This is a genomic window from Leucothrix arctica (genome assembly GCF_003172895.1).
GTDB lineage: Bacteria > Pseudomonadota > Gammaproteobacteria > Thiotrichales > Thiotrichaceae > Leucothrix > Leucothrix arctica.
The window spans coordinates 293416-315486 of record NZ_QGKL01000039.1 but is presented as its reverse complement, the minus strand read 5'-3'; the positions used below and the strand labels follow the sequence as shown (position 1 = coordinate 315486).

The following is a 22071-nucleotide window of genomic DNA, read 5'->3' as shown; positions in this document are numbered from 1 at the left end:
CAGCCTTAGGACTTTTTATAAACTTCCGAGTTTGGTTTTCCTGAATAACAATGAGCCGGCAAAACGCGCACCAGACTCTGTTAAATGCCAACCGTCATAAGAAATCAATTTGCGATTGCTGGTAAAGACGTGGCAGTGCTCGTCCGAGCCACCGCACAAGACCTTTTGTTGGTCGATATAACTCACACGCGTGCCTTTGAGTCCTTCTTGCAGGATGGTATTGACCGTTCGAATGTGGCGAGGCACATCGTTGGTTTGCTTAGGAAGCTTGTCAGGAGACATGCGTAGGTATTTTCGGATGTTGATTTTACCGAAGTTTTTATTCCCCAATACAAACACACGTTGGTTAGCCCGAAACTTTAAATACTTTAGGGTATGCGGCAATGCTCGTGCAGCTTTGAGCTTCCAACGTGCAGTAAAGATAACAATATCAGCCTCTTTTATCTGGTCTGCCGCCAGCCTCAAGCTATCAGCACGTGCCTCTTTTGAGCATAGAGGGCGGTCTTTAGGCGCGATCACATTCGTATCAAATGTCGGCTGACACTGGTACGGAATGTAGCGCATGCTGACTTGGTATTTTTTAAGGCGGCCTGTTTCAACCACGCCATTATAAAAGTCACATGCCTGACTATCGCCAATGATCAATACCTTACGCCTTTGCGCCTTGAGGTCAAATGGCTTTTTAGTAATCGCTTTGCAGTGGCGAAATGTATAGTCGCCACTATATTTCGTATTGGAGTGTTTAATCAGTTCATTATTAGCAGCCGACACAACGCTTGGTGTCAGTAGTACTACGCCTGATAACAGTGCTCCAGATACAAGTGCCGTGAGTCCATTCATCGTTACACCTTTTCTTCTATAACTTAATTGAGTCGGGAGCTTAACAGAAGTGGTTTGTAATTAATGAGTCAGTAATAAGCACTATTACATACCCGTTGTTCTGTCTGTTATTGAGTATTTTCTTGTTGTCACCATCGTCAACACAACCGCTGACTAAAAAACAAGCAACTAGCATTCTAGTAAGCTATAGCGCACTCTTATATAGTTGTTGGAATACTGTTAACAGAGTTATCCACACCTTTTGTGGATAACTTTTGTTGTGACGGTTAGGTGTCAGGAAATAATCGTAGCAAATGACCAATAGGGCTAAATCAAATGAATACAGACGTGCAGAAGAAGTTCGAATCCTACCCTGAGCATATTCGCCCAAAGCTAGAACACTTGCGCCAACTTATTTTAGATGTCGCGGCCAGTGACAAAAGCATTGGCGAGCTAGAAGAAACACTGAAATGGGGCGAGCCTGCCTACTTAACAACAAAGACTAAAAGCGGTACAACGATTCGAATTGATTGGAAGCCGAAACACCCTGAGCAATATGTAATGTACGTTAATTGTCAGACCATGCTCATTGATACGTACCGCTCTTTATTTCCAGAACTAACGTGTGAGGGTGATAGAGCGGTCGTTTTTGATATCAACCAAGCACTTCCTGAAAACGAAGTGCAGGTTTGTATCAGCATGGCGCTTAAGTACCATTTGACTAAAAACAACTAGTAATCACCTTCACCTAAAACGACTAAGCCTTAAACCAAGCCCGAATACGCGTCTGCAATATATCCCAAACCGCAGGTGCGCCACGACTGACCTTAACCCCTACTCGTGACTCTAACTGCTCAGCAGTCACATTGAACTCTGGCCATGTTCCGCCATTGGTTTCAAGGTTAGAAATCACTGGCTGCACACGATCAATCGACTTTGCAAAAATTGCATCATCAGACTCAGCCGCTTCAAACTCATCCCAAATTTCACGGAACTCATCACGCTGATCGTCAGGTAACAAACCAAATAATCGATCTGCCGCTGCTTGCTCTTTCGCTTCATGCGCTGCGACATCATAGGCTGCATGAACAGGCACATCACCCGCATCAATCTCTACTAAGTCATGAATCAATAACATTTTAATCACGCGCAATATATTGATTGGGCGGTTACTGTGCTCCGCCAACGTCATCGCGTACAGCGCAATATGCCATGAGTGCTCACCTGAGTTTTCACGACGTGAGCCGTCGCAAAGTGATGTCGCACGCAGTATTGATTTTAGCTTGTCAGCTTCGGTAAGAAAGGCGAGTTGTTGCTCTAAGCGTTCAGTCGTAGCAGTCATGAGTAATACTTTCTTTAGGTTAGTAATCGACAATACTTTGTAGCACACACAGCAGGATACTTCAGCCTAAACGGGGCAAAAAACTAACGTGCAATCGTGCCCAATATTTTATTAGCAACCTCGATAATCAGAACATAAAAAAGCCCACCGAGGCTGAATACACTCGGTAGGCTTTTTAGGTTTCGAAGCAAGCGACTTAACGCGTTCCTTCACCATCCGTCAGTACAAACATCATCACACAAGGCTCTGTGCCACGGTTTGCCCAAGCATGGTAGTTCGCTCGCTGCACAACCACGTCACCTGCTTTCAGTAACACGTCATCCGCTTCTTCTTCCATCACCATCCAGATTTCGCCCTTAATGACCATCGCATAGTCCAGCGTATCCGTACGGTGCATATAAGGATGACGTGCATCCTCCATAATGTTATCTGCCGCGCCCATGGCTGCAAACGCTGCTTTACCGTCGATGTTCGCAATCACTTCTGGATCTTCTGGTAAGAACTCAATCACACGAAAGATAGTGCCGTTCTCTGGTGGATGCAGCACAAACGGCCCTTCCAGCGACTCATCTGGACCATCAAATTTCGATGGCATTGACGTCGTTTTCCACAGGTTTGTCAGGGTCACACCTGGGCGACTCTCACGTTGCAATACATCAGTGGCAATACTGTCTGACACGCAGATTGCTTTGCCGTTTTTGTCATGGCCCGTTACTACACGGCGTACTTTATAAGTCATTGCTAAGTTGTCCTTTAGGAGTTAAGTTTTTTTGAAGAAGTAGGAAGGCGGCTAAGATAGCGGCACCAATTAGGTCAGTAGTAATCCCTTGAAGCATTAGCAAGATACCCGTTCCAAAAATCACCACACGAACAGGGATACTCAAGCTGTAACGGTAGAATCCAACCACTGCAGAGGCGATAGCAAATACACCGATAATAGCGGTACTGACTGCTAATAAGATTTCTGGTATCGAGCCTTGTAGTAACAAGCCCGGCCCGTAGAAAAACATAAACGGTAAGATGTAACAGGTAATCCCGTAGAAAAACGCCGTCCAACTCACCTTACTAATACTCGAGCCAGAAATACCCGCCGCCACATAGGACGCTAAGGCCACTGGTGGAGTGATGGTAGAGACACAACCATAGAAGAATACAAACAAGTGAGCCGTTAGAATATCAACACCTAGCTGTGATAACGCGGGTGCAACAACGGTCGCCAAGATCAAATAAGCCGCGGTTGTTGGTAGACCCATACCTAGGATAATCGCCACAACCATAGTTAGTAGTAGAGCAAAGATCGGCACACCACCAGACGTTGAAATAATGATGCCTGAGATTTTCGAGCCAAGACCAGTGATGCCTAATGTACCCGCGATAATACCTGCCGCCGCACATGCAACTGCAATCGGGATAACAGACTTCGCACCTTGGGTGATCGCATTAAACGACTTAATAAAGAACGTTTTGTTTATCTTACGCTCCCAAATGACGTTGCAAGCCAGCAAGATAAGGATCGAGTAGAAGCACGCTTTAAACGGTGAATAACCTTGAATGATCATAATCACTAGCGTTGCAAATGGGATGATGTACTGACCACCACTTAACAACACTTTCCACATTGGGCGATCATCACTGTCCACTTCCATCGGTTTTAGATCGGCTTTACACGCTTGTAAATGCACCACTAAAAAGATCGATAAGAAGAATAAACACGCAGGCACAATCGCTGCTTTCATGATGTTGGTGTAAGGCGTACCGATGATCTCGGCCATAATAAATGCCGCAGCACCCATGACAGGTGGCATCAACTGACCACCAGTAGACACAACCGCTTCAATCGCGCCTGCCTGATGTCCTTTGTAACCTTCACGCTTCATCATTGGGATGGTGAGCGTACCGGTAACTGCCACGTTTCCAGCGGCTGAGCCAGAAACCATTCCCAATAGTGTTGAGAAAATAACGGCTGTTTTAGCACCCGCCGCACGCATGTTTTGCGTGACACGGCTGGCTATTTTGAAAAAGAACTCTCCAGCACCAAACTGAGTTAGGAAGGCCCCGTAGATAGAAAATAGAATGATGTAGGTTGCCGATACACCCAGTGGGATGCCGTACAAACCTTGAGATGTTGTCGTCAAGATCTCAGAAATACGCAGTAGTGAGTAACCACGACTTTCTAGTACGCCCGGTAAATACGGACTTACAAATGGGTAGATAAAGAACATTAGGCAGATGATGGCAAGAATATTACCTACCGCACGCCTTGCGCCTTCAAGTACCAGTGCCAATATTGCGACACCAACGATTGCGTCTAACAACTCAGTCTCACCACCTGACATCGCAATATCTTGCCAGCGCGACAGCATGTAAAGACCTGTCCCTAAGGATGCAACAGTCAGGAAACCACTGACCCACTTATCCACGACCTTGTCTTTAAAACTTGGAAAAGACGGCTTGGATAAAAATAGCAGTGCCAACATCATCATCAGGTGATAAATACGAATGCTCTGCGTCGACAATACAAAGACACCAGACACATTGGCGAGATGAAACAAACCAATGGAAAACGCAAAAATGACAATCAGGGCTTTTGTCGCCCGTTCAGAAGAGAATGACATACTTTAACCTTAGAATATTAGGGGTGCCTAGCGCGCCACTGATCGCGGTACGCTAGGACTTTCTTGGGGAGTCTCACTAGTGCTTCATGAGACCAAGTACCGCTTATTCGTTATGGAAACGTGCTGCACCAGGATGTAGTGGAATCTTTAGCTTTTTAGAGTTTTCAGGATTGATCTGCTTCGCATGAGAGTTCAGCTCCTGAAATTCACCTAAGTTACCGTAAACCGCTTTAGTGATTTGGTATGCTTTTTCGTCGTCCATGTCAGCACGAACAAATAACAAGTTATTTACGCCAAGTACTACGCTGTCATCATCCATGTCATAAACATCTTTCGGCACAGTCACTTCGTTATAGTTTTCATACTTGCCGAGTGCTGTTGCTAATGCTTCAGGCGTGATCTTGATGAACTTCAGTTTCTTGTTCACGCGTGCTTGCATCACCGCACCTGCTGGGAAACCACTCAGTGCAAATGCTGCGTCAACATTACCATCTGACAATTGGCTAAAACCGTCTGAGTAAGACAGGAAGCTTGGCGTAATATCTTTAATATCAACACCATGTAAGCCTAGCACCTGCTTTGTGAATGGAATCGTTCCACCACCAGCTGGGCCAATTGCGATTTTCTTACCCTTTAGATCAGCAACGGTATTGATGTCTGAATCAGCCAACGTCACCATGTGCAAAATACTGAAATGCAATGCACCCAGACCGCGTAGTTCCATCGCGCCATCTTTCTTATAAGCAAGGATGCCTTTGTTAGCAAATACCGCTAAGTTGTTGTTAGTGATACCAACATCAACTTCGCCGTTGTTCACTAGCTTAGGGTTTTGAACAGAACCTTGCGTTACAACAGGCACCATCGTTAAGTCTTTAGCATGCGAATTTACCAGCGTCGAAACAGCCTGACCTACTGGGTAAAATGCACCACCCTGACTCGCTGTACCAACACGAAGCTCTTCAGCGGTCACGCTGCTGCTAAAGCCGATTAATGCTGTTACCGCTAATGCTATTTTAATTTTTGACATACTCATATTTCCCTCCTCAAGGATTAAGTATTTTAACTAATGCGCCTAAATAGAAAGGTTAAGGCGCATTATTTTTAGGCTTTGGTCGAGAAATTACTCTTTCCAAATCCCCATTTCTTTGTAAGCTTTGATCGCACCAGGATGGTATGGAACAGGGTTTGGCTGAACCATTCCCATCGGGTCAAAACGCTTATAAGCTGCAAACGCGTTACCTAGTGCTTCTTTATTATCTTTCATCGACATAACTAGCTCATACACTGCGTCATCTGACATGTGCGCGCCGGTTAGAATGTAGAAATCAACTTCGATCATGTTTGTTGGGTCAGTAACAACACCCGTCTTACTTGCACTTGGCTTCACACTCACGATACGTGCAGAAGGTAGATTTTCTGTGACTGCTGCTTTTGCTTCGTCAGAGTTATTCAATGACACATAGCGCCAGCCATCTTTCATGGTTGCCATTGCTTTCTTACCCACACCGGCATTCATTGGTACAAGTGCCGCATCAATACGCCCTTCTGACATACCGTTGATTGCTTTAACAAAGTTAGGCATTGGTACTTTTTTAGCGTCATCAATTGTCATGCCGCCCGATGAAAGTGCCGCATTTGAATAGAAGTGGAAAGTACGACCAGAGTTATACCCAGACGCTAGACGCAAACCTTTTAAGTCTTCAACCGTTTTAGCGGGTGAATTAGTCGGTACTGCAAACGACGTTTGTGTGGCAATTGCAACACCCACAAGACGTAAGTTTGGGTTAGCGCGCTTAAAGTTACCCTTACCTTGGTGGGCAAATGTCGCTTCACCACCATTAGCAAAACCGAACGCTAAACGACCTGTGTTAAGCATAGGAATAAACGTCGATGAACCCGCATAAGGCGACACACGATATTGCTTATCCGTTTTTTCAACCATGACTTTAGCCATGGCTGTTCCCATTGAGTAGAACAGAGACCCCTGTGGATTAGTTCCGACCGTATAAACCTCTGCCGAAGCGACACTACTGATTCCAAGACCTAGTGCGACTACCATTGAAATTTTTGTTAGTTTGTTCATGATGTTCCTCCTGAGTGCCGTGGCCATTATTTGACCATGGTCATTAATCTAGATAATTAACTTATATAATTAGCGATGTCAGATACTCACTACTGTTCTAGCCTGTTGCTTCATGACATACAGCAACCCTATTCCTGCAATAACTCCTGCTACTGTTGGCAAGTAACCCAACTCAAACACTTGCTCTGGCAGCATGGCCAATACGCCAGCAAGCAGTAGCGCCCAACGAATCAATGCACCCACTTTTTTCTGAAAGAATCCAACAATCGCCACGGATATAAAGTAAATACCGACCACCGCGAGCACAAAGGCTAGCAAGATCTCAAAGGTATTCCCTTTCATAATTAAAGCAGGGGTAAATATAAATAACATAGGAATGACATAAGCAACCCAACCTAAACGCATCGCTTCAAAGCCTGTCTTCATTGGCTTTTCTTCACTGATGGTTGCGGCGGCAAAGGCTGCCAGCGCAATCGGTGGGGTGATCATCGACATCATTCCGAAGTAAAGAATGAACATGTGAGCAGCCATTGGATCAATACCTGTCTCGATAAGCGATGGTGCAACTAAGGCAGCAAGTAGTACATACACGCCTGACGTTGGCATCCCCATTCCTAACAAGATACAGACACCTGCCGACACCAATAACAGGATGGCAATACTGGCACTACCTAGCTGAACTAACGCTAGTGTTAATGCAAAACCACCTGAAGAGATATTCAACAAACCAATCACTAAACCTGCACCACCAACAATCATAATCAGCTCTACCACTGACTTTCCTGTATCTGGCAATGCGTTAAATAAACCACTGATATCTAACTTGTGACCACGGTAACTACGGATGAAGCCTGCAATAATAATGGCCGCTGTGCCGTATAACGCGGCCATCGCCGCTGAGCTGTTGAGTGCAAACATTGCGTATAACAAAATTGCGAATGGGATGATGAAATGCCAGCCTTCACGCATGACTCGTCCCACCGAACGGTACTCGCTTTCAACCGCTGAAATATCATCACGCGCAGCGATCAAGTCGACCTGAATGAATACTGAGATGTAATACAGTATCGCGGGAATCAATGCCGCCATAACGACTTCTGCATAAGGAATTTCTAGCGACTGGGCCATCAAGAATGCCGCAGCACCCATGATGGGCGGCATAAGCTGGCCACCTGTTGAGGCAATAGCCTCAATCGCGCCCGCTTGAACACCGGTGTAACCTGAGCGACGCATCAAAGGAATCGTCATCACACCTGTTGTGACAACGTTTGACACTGCACTACCTGAGATAGAACCGAACAGTGCAGAGCCAACAATTGATATCTTTGCCGCACCACCTCGTTTCTTACCCATTCCTGCCATTGCTAGGTCGATGAAAAACTCACCGCAGCCTGTTTTGACCAAGATTTTACCAAAGAAGATAAACACAACGACAATCGTTGCAACCACACTCAGTGGTGTACCTAATAGCGCATTTGGATCAAACGCTAAGTAAACCGCTAGCTCTTGTGGGGTAACGCTTGTCCCTGTTAATGGGGCTGGAATGTTGCCACCAAACAATGCGTATAAAACAAACGTAGCAATCAAGCAGAGTAAAATCCAACCGGTTGCCCGACGAAGCGCTTCTAGTGTAAGTACGACGGCGATTGCACCTAGCACCGTCATTTCCATGGTTAGATACGCAAAGTCTTCAAGAAAACGCTGATACTCAACACCAATCCAACCAAAGACAAGCACCGATGCCGCCGCTGCAGCCATATCGAGGTAACTTTTCTTAGTCACGGCCGCGGACATATTAGACAAATAAACCAGCGCGACACCCAAGCCAAACAACACGGCAAGGAATTGCGTTTTAGCCACTGCCAGTCCCAACATAAGAGGAACATCTAATGCCCAAAGTATGCTTAGCAGAGGAATTCCTGCAGCAACCAACATTGCTAGCTTTTTCATCGTTAAAGTCTTCCCTTTTGGCCAACTAATATAATCATCGTACTATATTTAAACTCATATTGGCGCAACCACTTGGGCTACGCCAGATAATACTATCTAACTTCGTTGAGTATAGGATTACTTAGAATACCAAGCCCTTCGATTTCAACTTCGCAGACATCGCCTTCCTTCATAAATACTGGCGGCTTACGCACATAACCAACACCTGCTGGTGTACCAGTAACGATCACGTCACCTGGCTCTAACGTCATGCACTCACTTAACTTGGCAATAAGATCGTCAATTGGAAAGATAAAATCACTTGTATTCGCATCTTGCATGATTTCGCCATTTAGACGGCTTTGTATTCTAAGACCGTCTGCGCCAGCGGGAAGTTCATCTGCACTGACGAACTCAGGACCAAAGGCACCGGTGTCGTCAAAGTTTTTACCGATTGTCCACTGTGAGCTTTTACGCTGGTAGTCACGCAGTGTTGCATCGTTAAAGATTGAGTAACCTGCAACATAATCCAAACCGTTCTCTCTCGATACGTGACGTGCACGCTTACCTACGATAGCCACTAACTCAGCTTCGTAATCTAATTTATCAGAGCATTCTGGACGAATGATAGGTTGGTTGTGACCGATGAGAGATGTATTTCCACGGTAGAAAATTTCTGGGTAAGACGGTGGTTCTACCCCGCCTTCTTTGGCGTGTGCTGCATAGTTACGACCAATGCAGATCACTTTTGGTGCGCGTCCAATCAAAGGAAGGTATGTCACCTCAGCGCTTGGCACTCGTGCATCCATACCGGCATCAGCTGCAGCCGCTTTAGCTTGAGTCATTGCTTCTGGGCCTGCTTCAAGAAGGCTCAGTAAGTCTGTTGGTAGCTCAGGGTTCGCAATTGAAAGGTCAATAATTTGATCGCCGTCAGGGCAACCAATACGCTGTTTTCCATTGTGCAAAAAGGATACCAATCTCATAATCATCTCTTTTTTGTGAGTTATCGTTAGAGATCATCCTAAATAATCGTTTTATACTTGTCAATTATAAAAATATCGATATTTTAAGTTTTGAGATTTTTTACGTCGTTTATTTGTTCATAAAAGGTTAAGAGAAGACCAGCTGCTTTAGGTGCATAGACAAAAACTCACCTGTCTTCGTGTAGTGAGAAATTAATTCTTCAACTGCTTTATCGACATTATGATTCAACACATGTTCAAGAATAGTGTCGTGTTCTGCCGTTACATCACGTGTTGGGTAGGCCATTGTCTTAGCCGCATTTCGGTAACGAATGTTCTGATCATAAAGCTGATCGCAGATCTTGATAAGAATAGAAGAGCCACAAACAGACAGAAGGGTCATATGGAACTCCTTGTGTTTGCTCTCCCAAACCGGGTTAGGGGTTTTCTTATCTTCAAGCATACGGTGTTCACGCTTCAAACGATGATGAGCCAACACCAAGCGTTCTTCCCAGTGCACGTCTTTAGCCCCCATTGACTCTCTCAGTGCTCGCTCCTCCAGCCAACAGCGTGTCTTGAGTAGCTCAGTGAAGCCGTCTGCGCTGATATGAGACACCCTGAAACCGCGCTGATCGATACGATCAACCAAATGATCAGACGTTAGTAAGCTTAGCGCTTCACGCACTGGGCTTGCGCCTGTCCCAAGATTTTTGCGTAACTCTTCGATCTTGAGTTTAACCCCCGGCTTTAAGTCCCCCTGAATAATCATCGTGTAAATACGCTGATAGGTTTGGTTCGTCAGGGATGTATTTTCTGTGCTGGCGGTTGTTTCATTTGGCATGTTTTGGCGACTTCTCTAAATCAATTTTCAAGGATTCTAGTCTGCTTTCTAACAAACTGAAAAGGTAAACGTTTTTGGAGGATCTAACAGCATATCACCAAAAGATATTAGCTTAGACTGATTTTTCCTGTTGATAACCCTACATTTATTGAAAGTGAGCCTTCATTTATCAACCAGCGACGCAGTGTATACGTTCTTGCTCCTGATTGATGCATTGGATCATTTTCAGCGAACTCACGTGCTTCTTCTAGTGAAGAGGCTTTATAAATGATTAATCCATTACCCTGCATAAGCTCACCAGACTCGTCCGATACTGGCCCTGCAAACGCTAACTTCCCCTGAGTCTCCATCTCTTGTTGATACGCCAAGTGCTCCATTAACGTCGCCTTCACAAGCTCTGGTGAAGACGCTACCACGGTATCTACTACATACAATTCATGAGCTAGGCAGCCTCTGTCCTTAGCCTCTTTTTTATAATCATTCCATGCTGGCATTGGTTTCCTTCCTTTTAAGTTAACGATAAATAATAAAATCGATATTATTTGACAATACATCATTTTATCGTTAAATATAAGTGAGATTTTCAAATGAACATTTTCAACGTCGCTTAAAAGTGTTTGTCATTAGAGGAGAGAGTCACCGATGGAAATGAATACCGAACAGTTAGCTGAGGCACGACTTTTTGCACAGGAAGCTGTCCGCAAAGTACGCGCTAATAAGCAATGCCTAGATCAGGCTTCACTCGATTTAATACTCACAGATGCTCGCTCTCATTACGCTTGGCAAGATAAACCGGTGTCTGACGACATCATTCGCACCCTTTTTGACATTACGATCGCTGGTCCTACCAGCATGAACACTTGCCCTGCACGATTCATATTCGTACAAAGCGACGAAGCGAAGCAACGACTAGCAAAGTCGCTTAAGGCTAAGAACATAGACAAAATGATGGATGCACCTGCTACCGTCATCATTGCTTGGGACCCTGAGTTCTGGAAGCAACTGCCATTCTTATTCCCACATGAAAACCGTATGCCTATGTTTGATGGCAATGAAGCTTATGCCTATGACACTGCTTATCGTAACTCTACATTGCAAGGTGGGTATTTCATGATTGCCGCTCGTGCATTGGGTTTAGATGTGGGTGCGATGTCTGGATTCTCAAATCAAATCGTTGACGAGGAGTTTTTCTCTGAGAACGGTTGGAAATCAAATTTTCTTTGTAACTTTGGCTACGCGGATGAAACGGCACTGTTTCAAAAGTTGCCACGATTTAGTTTTGAACAAGCCTGTCGTTTTATTTAAATCATGAATTAAACGAACCGCTTGAAACGGGGCATATCGCCCCACTTGGAGGAAGAAATGAATCATTGGATCAAGAAAACCTTGGTAGGCCTAAGTGTGGCTGCTTGCTGTATAACAACAGCGCCTGCCTTTGCGACTGACACGATTAAAGCAGTTGTTATCGACGGCTACCCTTCTCGCGCACTGTGGGTTAAGGAGTTTACTAACTTCTTTATACCTGCGGTTGATGCTCGCCTTGCTAAGACGGGCAATTACAAAATGGATTGGCAGGAAAGTTACGGTGGATCCATCGTAAAACCTAAAGGTGTATTAGAAGGTGTAAAGCTAGGATTAGGTGACATCGGTATTGTTACTACTATTTTTCATTCATCTAAATTACCTAGCCAAGCTATTGCAGCGGTGACACCTTTTGTCTCTAGTGATGCTCGTGCAGTGTCTAAAGCTGTTGATGAGATTGCTAAAGAATTTCCGGCAATGCAGAACGAATTCAAAAAGCAAAACCAAGTGTATCTAGCAACAGGTGTTGTTTTAGACACTTACCAAATCTTTAGTAAGAAAGAGATCACCTCTGTAAAAGACTTGGAAGGTAGCAAGGTTGCTGGTGCAGGTATGAATCTGCGTTATTTAGAAGGAATCAAAGATGCTGCGGGTGTTCGTGGTGGTCTAACTAACTTCTACAACATGGTTCAAACAGGACTTGTTGACCACGCGATGCTTTGGCCTGAAGCGGCGGCGACATTCAAAATGGCAGAAGTTGCGCCGTTCATGTTGGATGTGAGTCTCGGAGCAGTGAACTCTAAAACAGTCACAGTAAACGCAGACTACTGGAAAAAGCTACCTGACGAAGTCAAAACAGCACTACAAACAGTCGCAGTTGACTACCGTGATCACCTTGCAGGACTTGCAATGGACCGAGCGGCTGAGAGTATCAAAGCGTATGAAGCAGCTGGCGGAAAAGTTACCAAGCTAAGTGATGAAGAGCGTAAAGCTTGGGTCGATTCGATTCCTGATATTGCGACTGAGTGGGCTGAAAACTTAAACAAGCGTGGCGAAGACGGCACAAAAATGCTGAATGCCTACCTGGGTAAGTTGAAAGATGCTGGCCACGTTGGCGTTCGCGACTGGACGGCTAAGTAACCCCTACTATTAAACACTGAAATCCCTGAAAGGAGGATGGAAAGTATGTTTCAGAGCACCTTTCATGGTATCTCAAAGATCGCTAATAGTATTTCCAAATTAGCCAACGTCATCGGCACATTGGTGGTGTTGGGCTTAGTGATTATTATCAACTACGACGTCTTCGCGAGAGGGTTGTTTAATTCGCCCTTTCGTGGCGCCGTCGAAGTTGTTCAATTTTCGATGGTGTTAATCGTTTTCTTACAACTCCCCGACGTTGTCCGAGTGGGTCGACTGACTCGCTCAGACGGTATGTTGCTACTGTTGGAGCACAAAGTACCAAAAGTCGCACGCGTCATTCACTTCTTTATCAACTTGCTCTCGGCAGCGGTCATGTCTCTCATCGTTTTAGCGATGTTTCCTGAATTTATTGAAATGTGGGAAAGCAAAGATTACTTCGGCATACCCGGTGTATTTACCGCACCTTGGTGGCCTATCAAACTCATTATTCTGGGCAGTGCGGCACTGTGTACTGTGTTGTTTATTCTTAAAATATTGATTCCTAAAGCAGGAGGAAGCAAATAATGTCTCCTATTGAAATTGGTGCCATTTCAGTTGTAGCGATTGTCCTGCTGATTTATATAGGCGTCTACATTCCCATTGCACTAGCCGCTGTATCGTTTGTTTCGATTTGGCTGATGCGTGATAACTTCGACCTTTCCGTTAACTTACTTAAAGTCGCCATTGGCGATAGCGCAATGGAGTACGCGTTTGCCACCATCCCCTTGTTTACCTTTATGGGGCTCATAGTCTCCAAGGCCAGACTAGGGTCAGACATCTATGAAGTAATGAGTACCGGTTTCCGTCGTGTTAAAGGTGGTATCGGTATGGCAACTGTTGGTGCAAATGCAGTCTTTGCTGCGGTAACAGGCTCCTCTATTGCCTCTGCGTCTGTGTTTGCAAAAGTCTCCGTCCCACAGATGTTGAAGAATGGCTACAACCCACGCTTTGCCGTTGGTGTTGTTGCTGGATCATCGGTACTAGGGATGATCATTCCACCATCTGCTATGCTCATTATCTATTCGTTTGTCGCTGAGCAGTCAGTGGGCGATATGTTCTTAGCAGGTGTTGTGCCTGGCATTATGTTGGCCATTGCTTACATCGGTGCAATCTGGGGAATGGGTAAGCTATTTCCTAAGTTTGTTGGCGGCAGACCAGCCTCTGACTACGAGCGCATGCCGTGGAAAGAAATAGCCTCAAAAACACTGCCAACACTGTCACTTATTACGATTGTATTAGGTGGTATTTATACGGGTTGGATGACACCGGTTGAAGCGGGTGCCGCTGGGTCGTTAGCCGGTTTAGTGATCGCGGTTTTGCGTCGCAGCATGACGTTGAAAGGCTTTTGGGAAGTACTGATAGAGACCGGTCATATCACCGCGACTATCTTGTTCTTGATCACCGCTGCGTCTATTTATAGTCGAATGCTTGGTTTAGCAGGCTTGCCTAATCAACTGGGCGAGTACATGACGAACAGTGATTTCGCGCTATTCCAGATCATGGTTTTCTATGTATTACTGATGCTGTTTTTAGGAACACTGCTGGATACCGCTTCTATCATTTTGATCGTTGTTCCGCTGTTCTTACCACTGATTGAGCCAATGGGTTTATCACTTGTTTGGTTCGGTATCGTGACGGTTGTCGGTGCTGAAATCGGTCTCCTCACCCCGCCACTGGGCATCTCCTGCTTCGTTATTAAGGCCTCACTTAATGATGATCGAATAACGCTCAAGGATGTATTTCTGGGTGCGCTTCCGTTTGCAGCAGTGATGCTTGTTGTACTTATAATCCTGATTGCTTATCCGCAACTCAGTTTGGTTCTCCTCAATTAAGGTTTTCTCCCAATGCGTAACGTAACTAAAGACAATATCACCGAGGTTTATGCCAGCTACTTCGGTGAGGACACTGACCCTCGTGTTAAAGAAATCATGACGAGCCTTGCCAGTCATTTGCATGACTTTGCTCGTGACGTTAATTTGACTCATGATGAGTGGCAAGCTGGTCTTGAACTGATGAAGTGGACAGGTGACATCACCACGCCAGAGCGCAATGAGTTTGTATTGATGTCGGATGTGCTTGGTCTGTCATCACTGGTTGATATGCTTCACTCCAATGATGACGCAACTAGCTCAAGCGTACTTGGACCATTCCATGTTTCAAACGCGCCACCTTTAGCTGTCGGTGGCGACATGAAGAAGGACTTCGGTGGTGAAGTTTTATTGGTCGAAGGCTATGTAACTGATACTGAAGGCAACGCTATTCAAGGTGTCACGGTTGATCTATGGCAAACAGCGCCTAATGGCCTGTACTCAAGCCAAGACCCTGATCAGGAGATCTATGATTTTCACGGTCTAATGACGCCAGAAGATAATGGTTGGTATTGTTTTACGACGGTCAAGCCTGTGGAATATACCGTGCCTACTGATGGCCCTGTTGGTAAGATTCTTGAAGCGGCTGGCAGACATCCTTGGCGTCCGTCTCACCTTCATTACATCGTTAAAGCTCCAGGCTTCAAGACATTGGTAACAGAAGTATTCCCGTCAGATGATCCTTATTTAAACCAAGATACCGTGTTTGGGGTGCGTGAAGATTTGGTGATGACTTATGTACCGCAAAAGGCTGCTGACTTCCCTGATGGTTATGAAATTTCGGGTAAGGTCAAAGAAGACTATATTAGTGTTCACTTCGATTTGAAGTTAGAGAAGCTTTAACCGACTTATTTTTAATAAGCGCTTAGGCCACAAACAAAAAAGCTCCGACCACTGGCCGGAGCTTTTTGTTGTGTATTGTAGTGGCTCATTAGCTAACCATATCCATCATCGCGTAGCTAACGTGTACATGGATGACGCCGACGAAACGTAGCTCACCTTTTAATGTCACACGCTCTTCGATCGTGATGTAAGCACCTTCATCTAGCTGGACAGTGTTCTTGTCTATGCTTGAAGAGTATAGCTCTAGCTCGCTAGCTAGCTCTCGAGAAGATTCTGACTTAAGTGAATGTAGCTTTGCTGCAGCTGCTTCATAAGCATCTTCACGGCTCGTTTTAACCTCAGTTCTTAGCTCACTTTTTGTGTCTGACGATGGGCCAAAGTACGCTGCATTCGCTGCAGTCGAACCAATGATTAACGCTGACGTTGCAATAAGCTCTGATAGTGTTGTCATGGGATAACCTTTCATGTTTCGTTTAAGTGAGGCCAGTATTGCACCTGAACATTGACATGAATCTTTCAGGAAAATGACATTTTTGCCATTTGTTGGAATTTTTTGTTTCGTCGTTTATCTAGACACATCTTTACAAGCGTCTGTACACCACACCCCATGAATCAGCTACAATGCTTGTCATTACAATATTTATTACACACATTCAGGGTCGAGAAACATGCCTAAAGCAAGTGAAATCAAAAAGAATATGGCGGTCGATTTTAACGGCCAAACTTATATCGTTCGTGACATAGAGCGCTCTGTACCACAAGGTCGTTCGGGCGGAAGCCTATACCGTATGCGTATGTACGACGTTGTAACTAATGCCAAGATTGACGAAACATTTAAAGACTCAGTGATGTTGGACCTAGCTGACTTATCACGCGAGCCAGTGACGTTTTCTTACATTGATGGTGAAGAGTATGTCTTCATGAACTCTGAAGATTATTCGCAGTACAATCTAAGCAAAGACGCTATCGAAGATGAGCTACTGTTTATTACCGAGTCAACGCCGGGCATTCAGGTAGTTATTGTCAACGATGTCGCTGTTGGACTAGAGCTGCCAACGCACGTTGAGCTTGAGATCACAGAAACAGATCCTTCGCTAAAAGGTGGTTCTGCTACTGCACGTACTAAGCCTGCTATTTTGTCGACAGGTTTGACAGTGAATGTGCCTGAGCATATTTCTACAGGTGACATTATTAAAGTACATGTTGAAGAGCGTAAGTTCTTAGGACGTGGGGATAAGTAAGGAGTTTTGATTGGGGTGAAGCTATGCCGCTTGTGTAGCTTTATTCCTGATAAATTCGTTACACCAAACGGGGTGATTTCGATTGAAATCACCCCGTTGTTAAACACCTACCAGCTATCTTCTTAGCCTATTATGCGACTACCGCATCATGATTAAATGTACTAATTGATCCTCGCTCAATGGAGTACACTTTATCCACCACTTTTTCAGAATGTGAATAATCTGACTCTGAAATAAGTACCGATAAGTGCTCTTGTTTAAGGCTAGAAATAACTTCCATCAAACGTTGAGCCAGTGCGGGTGCCACACCTTCAAAAGGTTCGTCTAATAACAACAAGTCAGAGCCAACCACTAAGGCTCTCGCTAACGCCACTAGCTTTTGTTGTCCACCACTTAACGTCAGTGCGCGCCGATCAGCAAAACGCCCTATCTCGGGCATCAGTTCATACACCCATTTAACGCGCTTCAAGTCAGCATTTTTATTAGCCCACAGCGGCACCATAATGTTTTCTTCGACAGTAAAGTGGGGCACTAAGCGTCGATCCTCGGGCAAATAACCAATACCGAGAAGCGCGTGTTTAAAGGCTTTAGACTGATGAAGAGCGGTGTCCTTATAAAAAATCTCACCAGACTCCAGCTCGATCAGTCCCATAATTGCGCGCATCAATGTAGTTTTTCCAGCACCATTACGGCCTATCAAACCCACGGTCTGCCCCTTCTCAATTGATAACTCAATATCATTCAAGATAGGGACTTTTTGAATCGACAAACTCAAATTATTAATCGTCAACATCAGACTGACCCTCCTACTTGATTCTCTTCTACTTTCCGATGAAATTCTGTTCCTATTACAAACTCGCGCACTTTCGGGTCATCCAAAACCTCCCCTGTTGGGCCATCAGCTAGGATGGTACCCTCATAAAATGCCGCGACACGAGGAGCGTATTTTTCAACGATTTCCATATCATGCTCTATAAACAGTACTGCTGTTTTAGTGGTCTTTAACGCAGCCATTAAAACATCCATAATCTGGATTTTTTCTTCAGCACTAACACCACTGGTTGGTTCATCCAAAAAGAGTAAGTCGGGGTTATTAACGGTAGCCATGGCAATATCGACTAACTTACGAATCCCCTGTGCCAATACACCAACTTCACTCTCTGCATATTGGGCCACTTCAAAACGCTTTAGAATCTCCATCGCCTCATCAACTATTTCAGGCGTGATAGCAGGTTTCAATAATGATGGCTTAACCTCCTTTGCGATGGTCAAAGCGATAATGATGTTGTCTATGACGGGCAACTCAAGGAATAGCTGTGGTATCTGAAATGAACGACAGATACCTAAGCGAGTTATATCGCGGGTTGGCTTACCTGTAATATCTTCACCACGGTATAAAATCTTTCCAGAGCTAGGCTTTAAATAGCCCGTTACCATGTTGACGAAAGTCGTTTTACCCGCACCATTAGAGCCGATAACACCCAGTATTTCGCCAGCAGATATTTTTATATTAATATTTGAGGCGGCAACAACCGCACCGAACGTTCGTTCTAAGTTGACCGTTTCAAGAATAGTACTCACTTTTCACCTCCACTCTTTTTGGCATGCTTCTTTTCTTGTATCAAGGACCAAAGTCCTCTTGGTAAAAAGATGATGGTTAACAGCATCAATGTGCCGAGAATCATTTGCCAAGTATTGGGTGATAACTCAACCGCATAGACACGCACAATTTCTAGGATAAAAGTACCAAACAAGGGTGCAACAATATTACCCGTACCACTCAATATGGAGATAAATACAAATTGACCGGAGGTCGTCCAGTTTGTCATTTCTGGGTCGACATGGCCCAGTGCTAACGCCCATAAAACCCCACCGATACCAGACACACCCGCTGCGATGACATATTTAATATGTACCGCTCGGTGCGCAGAAGTCCCTAAATACTCCAAACGAATTTCATTTTCACGCAACGCTTCACCGATGTAACCCATAGGGCTGCGAAGATAGCGGTTTAGTAAGAAGGCACAAATAATCGTTGGGATGCAGGTTGCGACATAAAGCGCATGTTTGGCCGTATCACCTTCTGGCGCCCATCCAAGATAAGTCGCGCTAGGTAGATTAAATCCATCAGTACTTCCTAACATCTCTAACTTCGAGAGCAGACCAAATAGGATCATTGATAGTGCTAGTGACAGCATGGCAAAGAAAATTTCACGATAACGACGTAATAAAAAACCCGCCGCAAAAGCAATCGTGACACTCGCGATAAGACCACAAGCAAGTAGCAGAAAGATATCTGAAATACCTAAGAACTTACCCGCCATTCCCGCAGCATATCCACCGATACAGAAATACAAACCTTGGCCAAAACTCACTAAACCCGCTCGCATTTGAATCATGACACCCAGAGCAACTAGACCTGTGCCTAGCGACACTTGAATATAATTAACGATCCACTCAGGTAATATAAAACCTAAGGCAATCAAAATGGGAAGACCAACGATTAGGAGTTTTTCAGTACGATCTAATTGAGACCTCATATCTTTCTCCCTTCTGCTAATGAGAACAGACCATAAGGTTTAAAGGCTAAGACGACTGCCATCACAAGGTAGATGGAAAATAGTTCAGCAGGCGGGTAGAGGTGAACGGACAAGGCTCTAGCAAAACCAACAAAGATGGCTCCGATGATTGCGCCTCCGATACTGCCCATTCCACCAATCACGATGACGGCAAAAGCCATAACGATAATTTCGGCACCAATCCCTGGAACGACTGAAATCTGAGGTGCGGTCACAGCCCCTCCCAAAGCACCTAAGGTGACGCCGATGACAAAGGTCACCGTAAAAAACAATGTGACATTAATGCCTAATGCACGACTTATTTCTCGGTCCTCAATAACCACGAGCAAAAGTTTACCTATACGAGTGCGGTTCAATCCCCACCAAAGTACGGCGCCGACGACGATGGCTAATCCAACCAAACAAAGTTTATAGATGGTGTATGGGATACCAAAAATCTCGATGGTTCCTAGGAAGTATGCCGGTTGATAAGCGACCATTGAACCTGTCCCCCAAATCAACTTAGTCACATCTTCTAAGATAAGAAAAATTGCATAAGTCACTAGCACCATTAACACTTCATCACGGCCATACATGAAGCGCAAAATGCCCCGCTCAATAAGCAAGCCAGCGATAACACCCACCGCAAGAGCTGCTAATGGAATAATTAAATAAGTTAAAGCGATTGTTGATCCAGTTTGTGTATACAAACCAATAGCCCATGCCGACGAGTAGGCACCCAGTGCGTAAAACCCACCGTGAGCAATGTTCAAAATACGCATAACACCATAAATCAGTGTTAAACCAACGGAGGATAGAAAAAGCCAGGCGGCAAAGCCCAAGCCATCTACCGCTATAGCGACTGCAGTTAACATATGCTCTCCTGAAAAGTAATAAGATAGAAGTCGAGAAGAGACCTCTCAGTAAAACTCGTCAGCAGTTACATCGTAAAAATGAAATAACTGCTGATGAAAGAGAGGCTCTAAAATGCGAACATTTATTTACTTGCAGTCAGCACCTTTAAAACCAGATTTGATCCAGTCGATACTTTTAGTGCCTTCAGGAGGATTAACACAGTTTGCGGCATAACGTTTGATGTTAACTAACGTGCTCTTACCAGTCTCTTTATCAAACTTATAAGTACCGTAAGCCGTTTCTTGAATCGCTTGATGACCATCAGATAACGCCATAGAAACCGTGCCGCTTGGAGATTCAAACGTAGAGCCTTTTAGTGCTGCTATTACTGCTTCTTGATCCGTTGAACCAGCTTTATCCATTGCTGCTTTAACACCTAAAATCGCCTGTGCCATATGGTATGAAGGGTATGTTGGGCTTGATCCATAACGATCTGAATACGCTTTTTGGAACCAATCATTTAACGCATTATCTGGCGCTAACGGACCATTGGGACCACGAGCACCAATGATTGTGCCATCAGGCATCTGTGCGCCTAAGCCTTCAATAGCCGTTTCACCTGCAGTGAGCACTACCTGACTACGTTTAAACAAGCTTCTACCGCCACCTTGAATAACCAACGCTTCCATATCTCCACCCCAAAAACTAGAGTGAACAATGTCTGACTTTTTCGTCAATAATGCAGAAATTTCTGAGCCGTACTGACCTGCATATATTTTAGGAAATTGTTCCGTTGTGGTGGTCACATCAGTTTTAAGTACAGCCATTGATGCTGAGAAATCACGCCAAGAATCTTGTCCCCACGCGTAGTTTTGATTGATACCGGCAATCGATTTTGCATCGGGGTGCGTATCCAAAACATATTTAGCGGCGGCGACGTTATCCATTGTCGCGTGTGCTGCTGTTCTGAAAACGTACTTCGGCTCTGTCACAATATCTTCAAAGATTTGCGGTGTGCCACAGTCAAAGAGTACCGTTAGTTTTTTCTCTTCTTCAGCGACTGGCGCAATAGCTTTACAACTTCCAGAAGAAATATAGCCAACAATTGCGTCAACGCTATCTTTCTGGACTAATTTTTTATAATCAGCAACTTTCTGCTTACTCGCCTCATCGACATAAATCGGCGTCACCATTGCTCCCGCTAATCCTTTAGCCGAGTATGGCGCTGGGACTGTACCCGCGTTAATTGATTCGACCATTAACTCGGCAGCGTTACGAGCCGGAATACCAAAAGGACCAGCGGCTCCACCAGACAAGAATGTAACTATGCCGAGCTTCACTTCTTTATCATCTGCGACAGCTTGCGTTGAAAAAGTGGCAGCGACACTCGAAACAGCCAAAATGGCTAGCCAGATTGATGTGCGCTTTGACAAGACTTGAGTATTGTTTTGCATGATCAATTCCTCCTCGGAATATGTTGTCTTCATACTGAAAATAATAAACAGCTTTTTACGGCTCTTTTCTGTACTACTAATAAACATTGCAAACAACATGCCAACCAGTAATAAAAACATAAACCACTGATTTAAAATAACTTATTATTACATTGAGCTAAAAGAAGAATAAGTGCGAGC

Annotated in this window: 23 protein-coding genes; 7 read left to right on the top strand and 16 right to left on the bottom strand. The window is 44.7% G+C overall.

The annotated features are described in order from the left end of the window. Nucleotides 1-15 precede the first annotated feature (15 nt). Entirely contained in the window at nt 16-840 is an 825-nt protein-coding gene (locus DKT75_RS15625; RefSeq protein ID WP_109824391.1) for an SGNH hydrolase domain-containing protein, read from the bottom strand. Nucleotides 841-1155: 315 nt separating this feature from the next. On the opposite strand from DKT75_RS15625, the gene DKT75_RS15620 reads away from it, so the two are divergent. Further along, nucleotides 1156-1554, top strand: a complete 399-nt coding sequence (locus DKT75_RS15620; protein WP_109824389.1) for a DUF1801 domain-containing protein — start codon at nt 1156-1158, stop codon at nt 1552-1554. A 22-nt stretch (nt 1555-1576) separates the two neighbouring features. Here DKT75_RS15620 and DKT75_RS15615 read toward each other — a convergent pair whose 3' ends face one another. From DKT75_RS15615 to DKT75_RS15575, 9 genes are all read right to left on the bottom strand, one after another. After that, nucleotides 1577-2161 carry an HD domain-containing protein gene (locus tag DKT75_RS15615; protein WP_109824387.1) on the bottom strand — a complete coding sequence of 195 codons (585 nt, stop codon included), beginning with the start codon at nt 2159-2161 and terminating at the stop codon, nt 1577-1579. Nucleotides 2162-2357: 196 nt separating this feature from the next. Beyond that, a complete protein-coding gene (locus DKT75_RS15610; protein ID WP_109824385.1) occupies nt 2358-2900 on the bottom strand; it encodes a cupin domain-containing protein in 543 nt (180 codons plus the stop codon). Next, on the bottom strand, nt 2890-4776 hold the full coding sequence (locus DKT75_RS15605; protein ID WP_109824383.1) for a TRAP transporter permease: 1887 nt from the start codon (nt 4774-4776) through the stop codon (nt 2890-2892). The genes DKT75_RS15610 and DKT75_RS15605 overlap by 11 nt, the downstream gene beginning before the upstream one ends. A gap of 103 nt (nt 4777-4879) precedes the next feature. Further along, the gene (locus DKT75_RS15600; protein WP_211665459.1) at nt 4880-5809 is read right to left on the bottom strand and encodes a TAXI family TRAP transporter solute-binding subunit; all 930 of its coding nucleotides are present in this window, start codon (nt 5807-5809) and stop codon (nt 4880-4882) included. A gap of 87 nt (nt 5810-5896) precedes the next feature. Beyond that, nucleotides 5897-6859 (bottom strand): TAXI family TRAP transporter solute-binding subunit, encoded by a 963-nt coding sequence (locus DKT75_RS15595; protein ID WP_158278890.1) that lies wholly within the window; start codon nt 6857-6859, stop codon nt 5897-5899. 78 nt (nt 6860-6937) lie between these two features. Then, complete coding sequence (locus DKT75_RS15590; RefSeq protein ID WP_109824379.1) at nt 6938-8809, bottom strand: TRAP transporter permease; 1872 nt, start codon at nt 8807-8809, stop codon at nt 6938-6940. Nucleotides 8810-8901: 92 nt separating this feature from the next. Then, entirely contained in the window at nt 8902-9771 is an 870-nt protein-coding gene (locus tag DKT75_RS15585) for a fumarylacetoacetate hydrolase family protein (protein ID WP_109824377.1), read from the bottom strand. 127 nt (nt 9772-9898) lie between these two features. Continuing rightward, a complete protein-coding gene (locus tag DKT75_RS15580) occupies nt 9899-10591 on the bottom strand; it encodes a GntR family transcriptional regulator (protein ID WP_109824375.1) in 693 nt (230 codons plus the stop codon). Between the two features lie 107 nt (nt 10592-10698). Beyond that, complete coding sequence (locus tag DKT75_RS15575) at nt 10699-11085, bottom strand: YciI family protein (protein ID WP_109824373.1); 387 nt, start codon at nt 11083-11085, stop codon at nt 10699-10701. A 148-nt stretch (nt 11086-11233) separates the two neighbouring features. Here DKT75_RS15575 and DKT75_RS15570 point away from each other — a divergent pair, with 148 nt between their 5' ends. From DKT75_RS15570 to DKT75_RS15550, 5 genes are read left to right on the top strand one after another with little or no spacing between them, the layout of a single operon-like run. Further along, nucleotides 11234-11896 carry a malonic semialdehyde reductase gene (locus DKT75_RS15570; protein WP_211665458.1) on the top strand — a complete coding sequence of 221 codons (663 nt, stop codon included), beginning with the start codon at nt 11234-11236 and terminating at the stop codon, nt 11894-11896. Nucleotides 11897-11953: 57 nt separating this feature from the next. Then, nucleotides 11954-13033: a C4-dicarboxylate TRAP transporter substrate-binding protein gene (locus DKT75_RS15565; RefSeq protein ID WP_109824371.1), complete on the top strand. Its 1080-nt coding sequence runs from the start codon at nt 11954-11956 to the stop codon at nt 13031-13033. 45 nt (nt 13034-13078) lie between these two features. Further along, nucleotides 13079-13597, top strand: coding sequence for a TRAP transporter small permease (locus DKT75_RS15560; protein ID WP_109824369.1), 519 nt, complete (start codon nt 13079-13081; stop codon nt 13595-13597). After that, a complete protein-coding gene (locus DKT75_RS15555) occupies nt 13597-14904 on the top strand; it encodes a TRAP transporter large permease (RefSeq protein ID WP_109824367.1) in 1308 nt (435 codons plus the stop codon). The genes DKT75_RS15560 and DKT75_RS15555 overlap by 1 nt, the downstream gene beginning before the upstream one ends. A 12-nt stretch (nt 14905-14916) precedes the next feature. Beyond that, entirely contained in the window at nt 14917-15783 is an 867-nt protein-coding gene (locus DKT75_RS15550) for a dioxygenase family protein (protein ID WP_109824365.1), read from the top strand. A gap of 88 nt (nt 15784-15871) precedes the next feature. On the opposite strand, the gene DKT75_RS15545 is transcribed toward DKT75_RS15550, so the two are convergent. Further along, nucleotides 15872-16234 carry a DUF3316 domain-containing protein gene (locus DKT75_RS15545; protein ID WP_158278889.1) on the bottom strand — a complete coding sequence of 121 codons (363 nt, stop codon included), beginning with the start codon at nt 16232-16234 and terminating at the stop codon, nt 15872-15874. A 217-nt stretch (nt 16235-16451) separates the two neighbouring features. Here DKT75_RS15545 and efpL point away from each other — a divergent pair, with 217 nt between their 5' ends. Beyond that, the gene (gene efpL, locus DKT75_RS15540) at nt 16452-17024 is read left to right on the top strand and encodes an elongation factor P-like protein EfpL (protein WP_109824361.1); all 573 of its coding nucleotides are present in this window, start codon (nt 16452-16454) and stop codon (nt 17022-17024) included. Nucleotides 17025-17154: 130 nt separating this feature from the next. Here efpL and DKT75_RS15535 read toward each other — a convergent pair whose 3' ends face one another. From DKT75_RS15535 to DKT75_RS15515, 5 genes are all read right to left on the bottom strand, one after another. Further along, nucleotides 17155-17817, bottom strand: a complete 663-nt coding sequence (locus DKT75_RS15535) for an ABC transporter ATP-binding protein (protein WP_109824359.1) — start codon at nt 17815-17817, stop codon at nt 17155-17157. After that, a complete protein-coding gene (locus DKT75_RS15530; RefSeq protein WP_109824357.1) occupies nt 17817-18605 on the bottom strand; it encodes an ABC transporter ATP-binding protein in 789 nt (262 codons plus the stop codon). The genes DKT75_RS15535 and DKT75_RS15530 overlap by 1 nt, the downstream gene beginning before the upstream one ends. Next, nucleotides 18602-19564: a branched-chain amino acid ABC transporter permease gene (locus tag DKT75_RS15525; protein WP_109824355.1), complete on the bottom strand. Its 963-nt coding sequence runs from the start codon at nt 19562-19564 to the stop codon at nt 18602-18604. The genes DKT75_RS15530 and DKT75_RS15525 overlap by 4 nt, the downstream gene beginning before the upstream one ends. After that, on the bottom strand, nt 19561-20457 hold the full coding sequence (locus DKT75_RS15520; protein WP_109824353.1) for a branched-chain amino acid ABC transporter permease: 897 nt from the start codon (nt 20455-20457) through the stop codon (nt 19561-19563). Before DKT75_RS15520 ends, DKT75_RS15525 begins: the two co-directional genes overlap by 4 nt. A gap of 126 nt (nt 20458-20583) precedes the next feature. Next, nucleotides 20584-21891, bottom strand: a complete 1308-nt coding sequence (locus tag DKT75_RS15515) for an ABC transporter substrate-binding protein (RefSeq protein WP_109824573.1) — start codon at nt 21889-21891, stop codon at nt 20584-20586. Nucleotides 21892-22071: the final 180 nt, after the last annotated feature.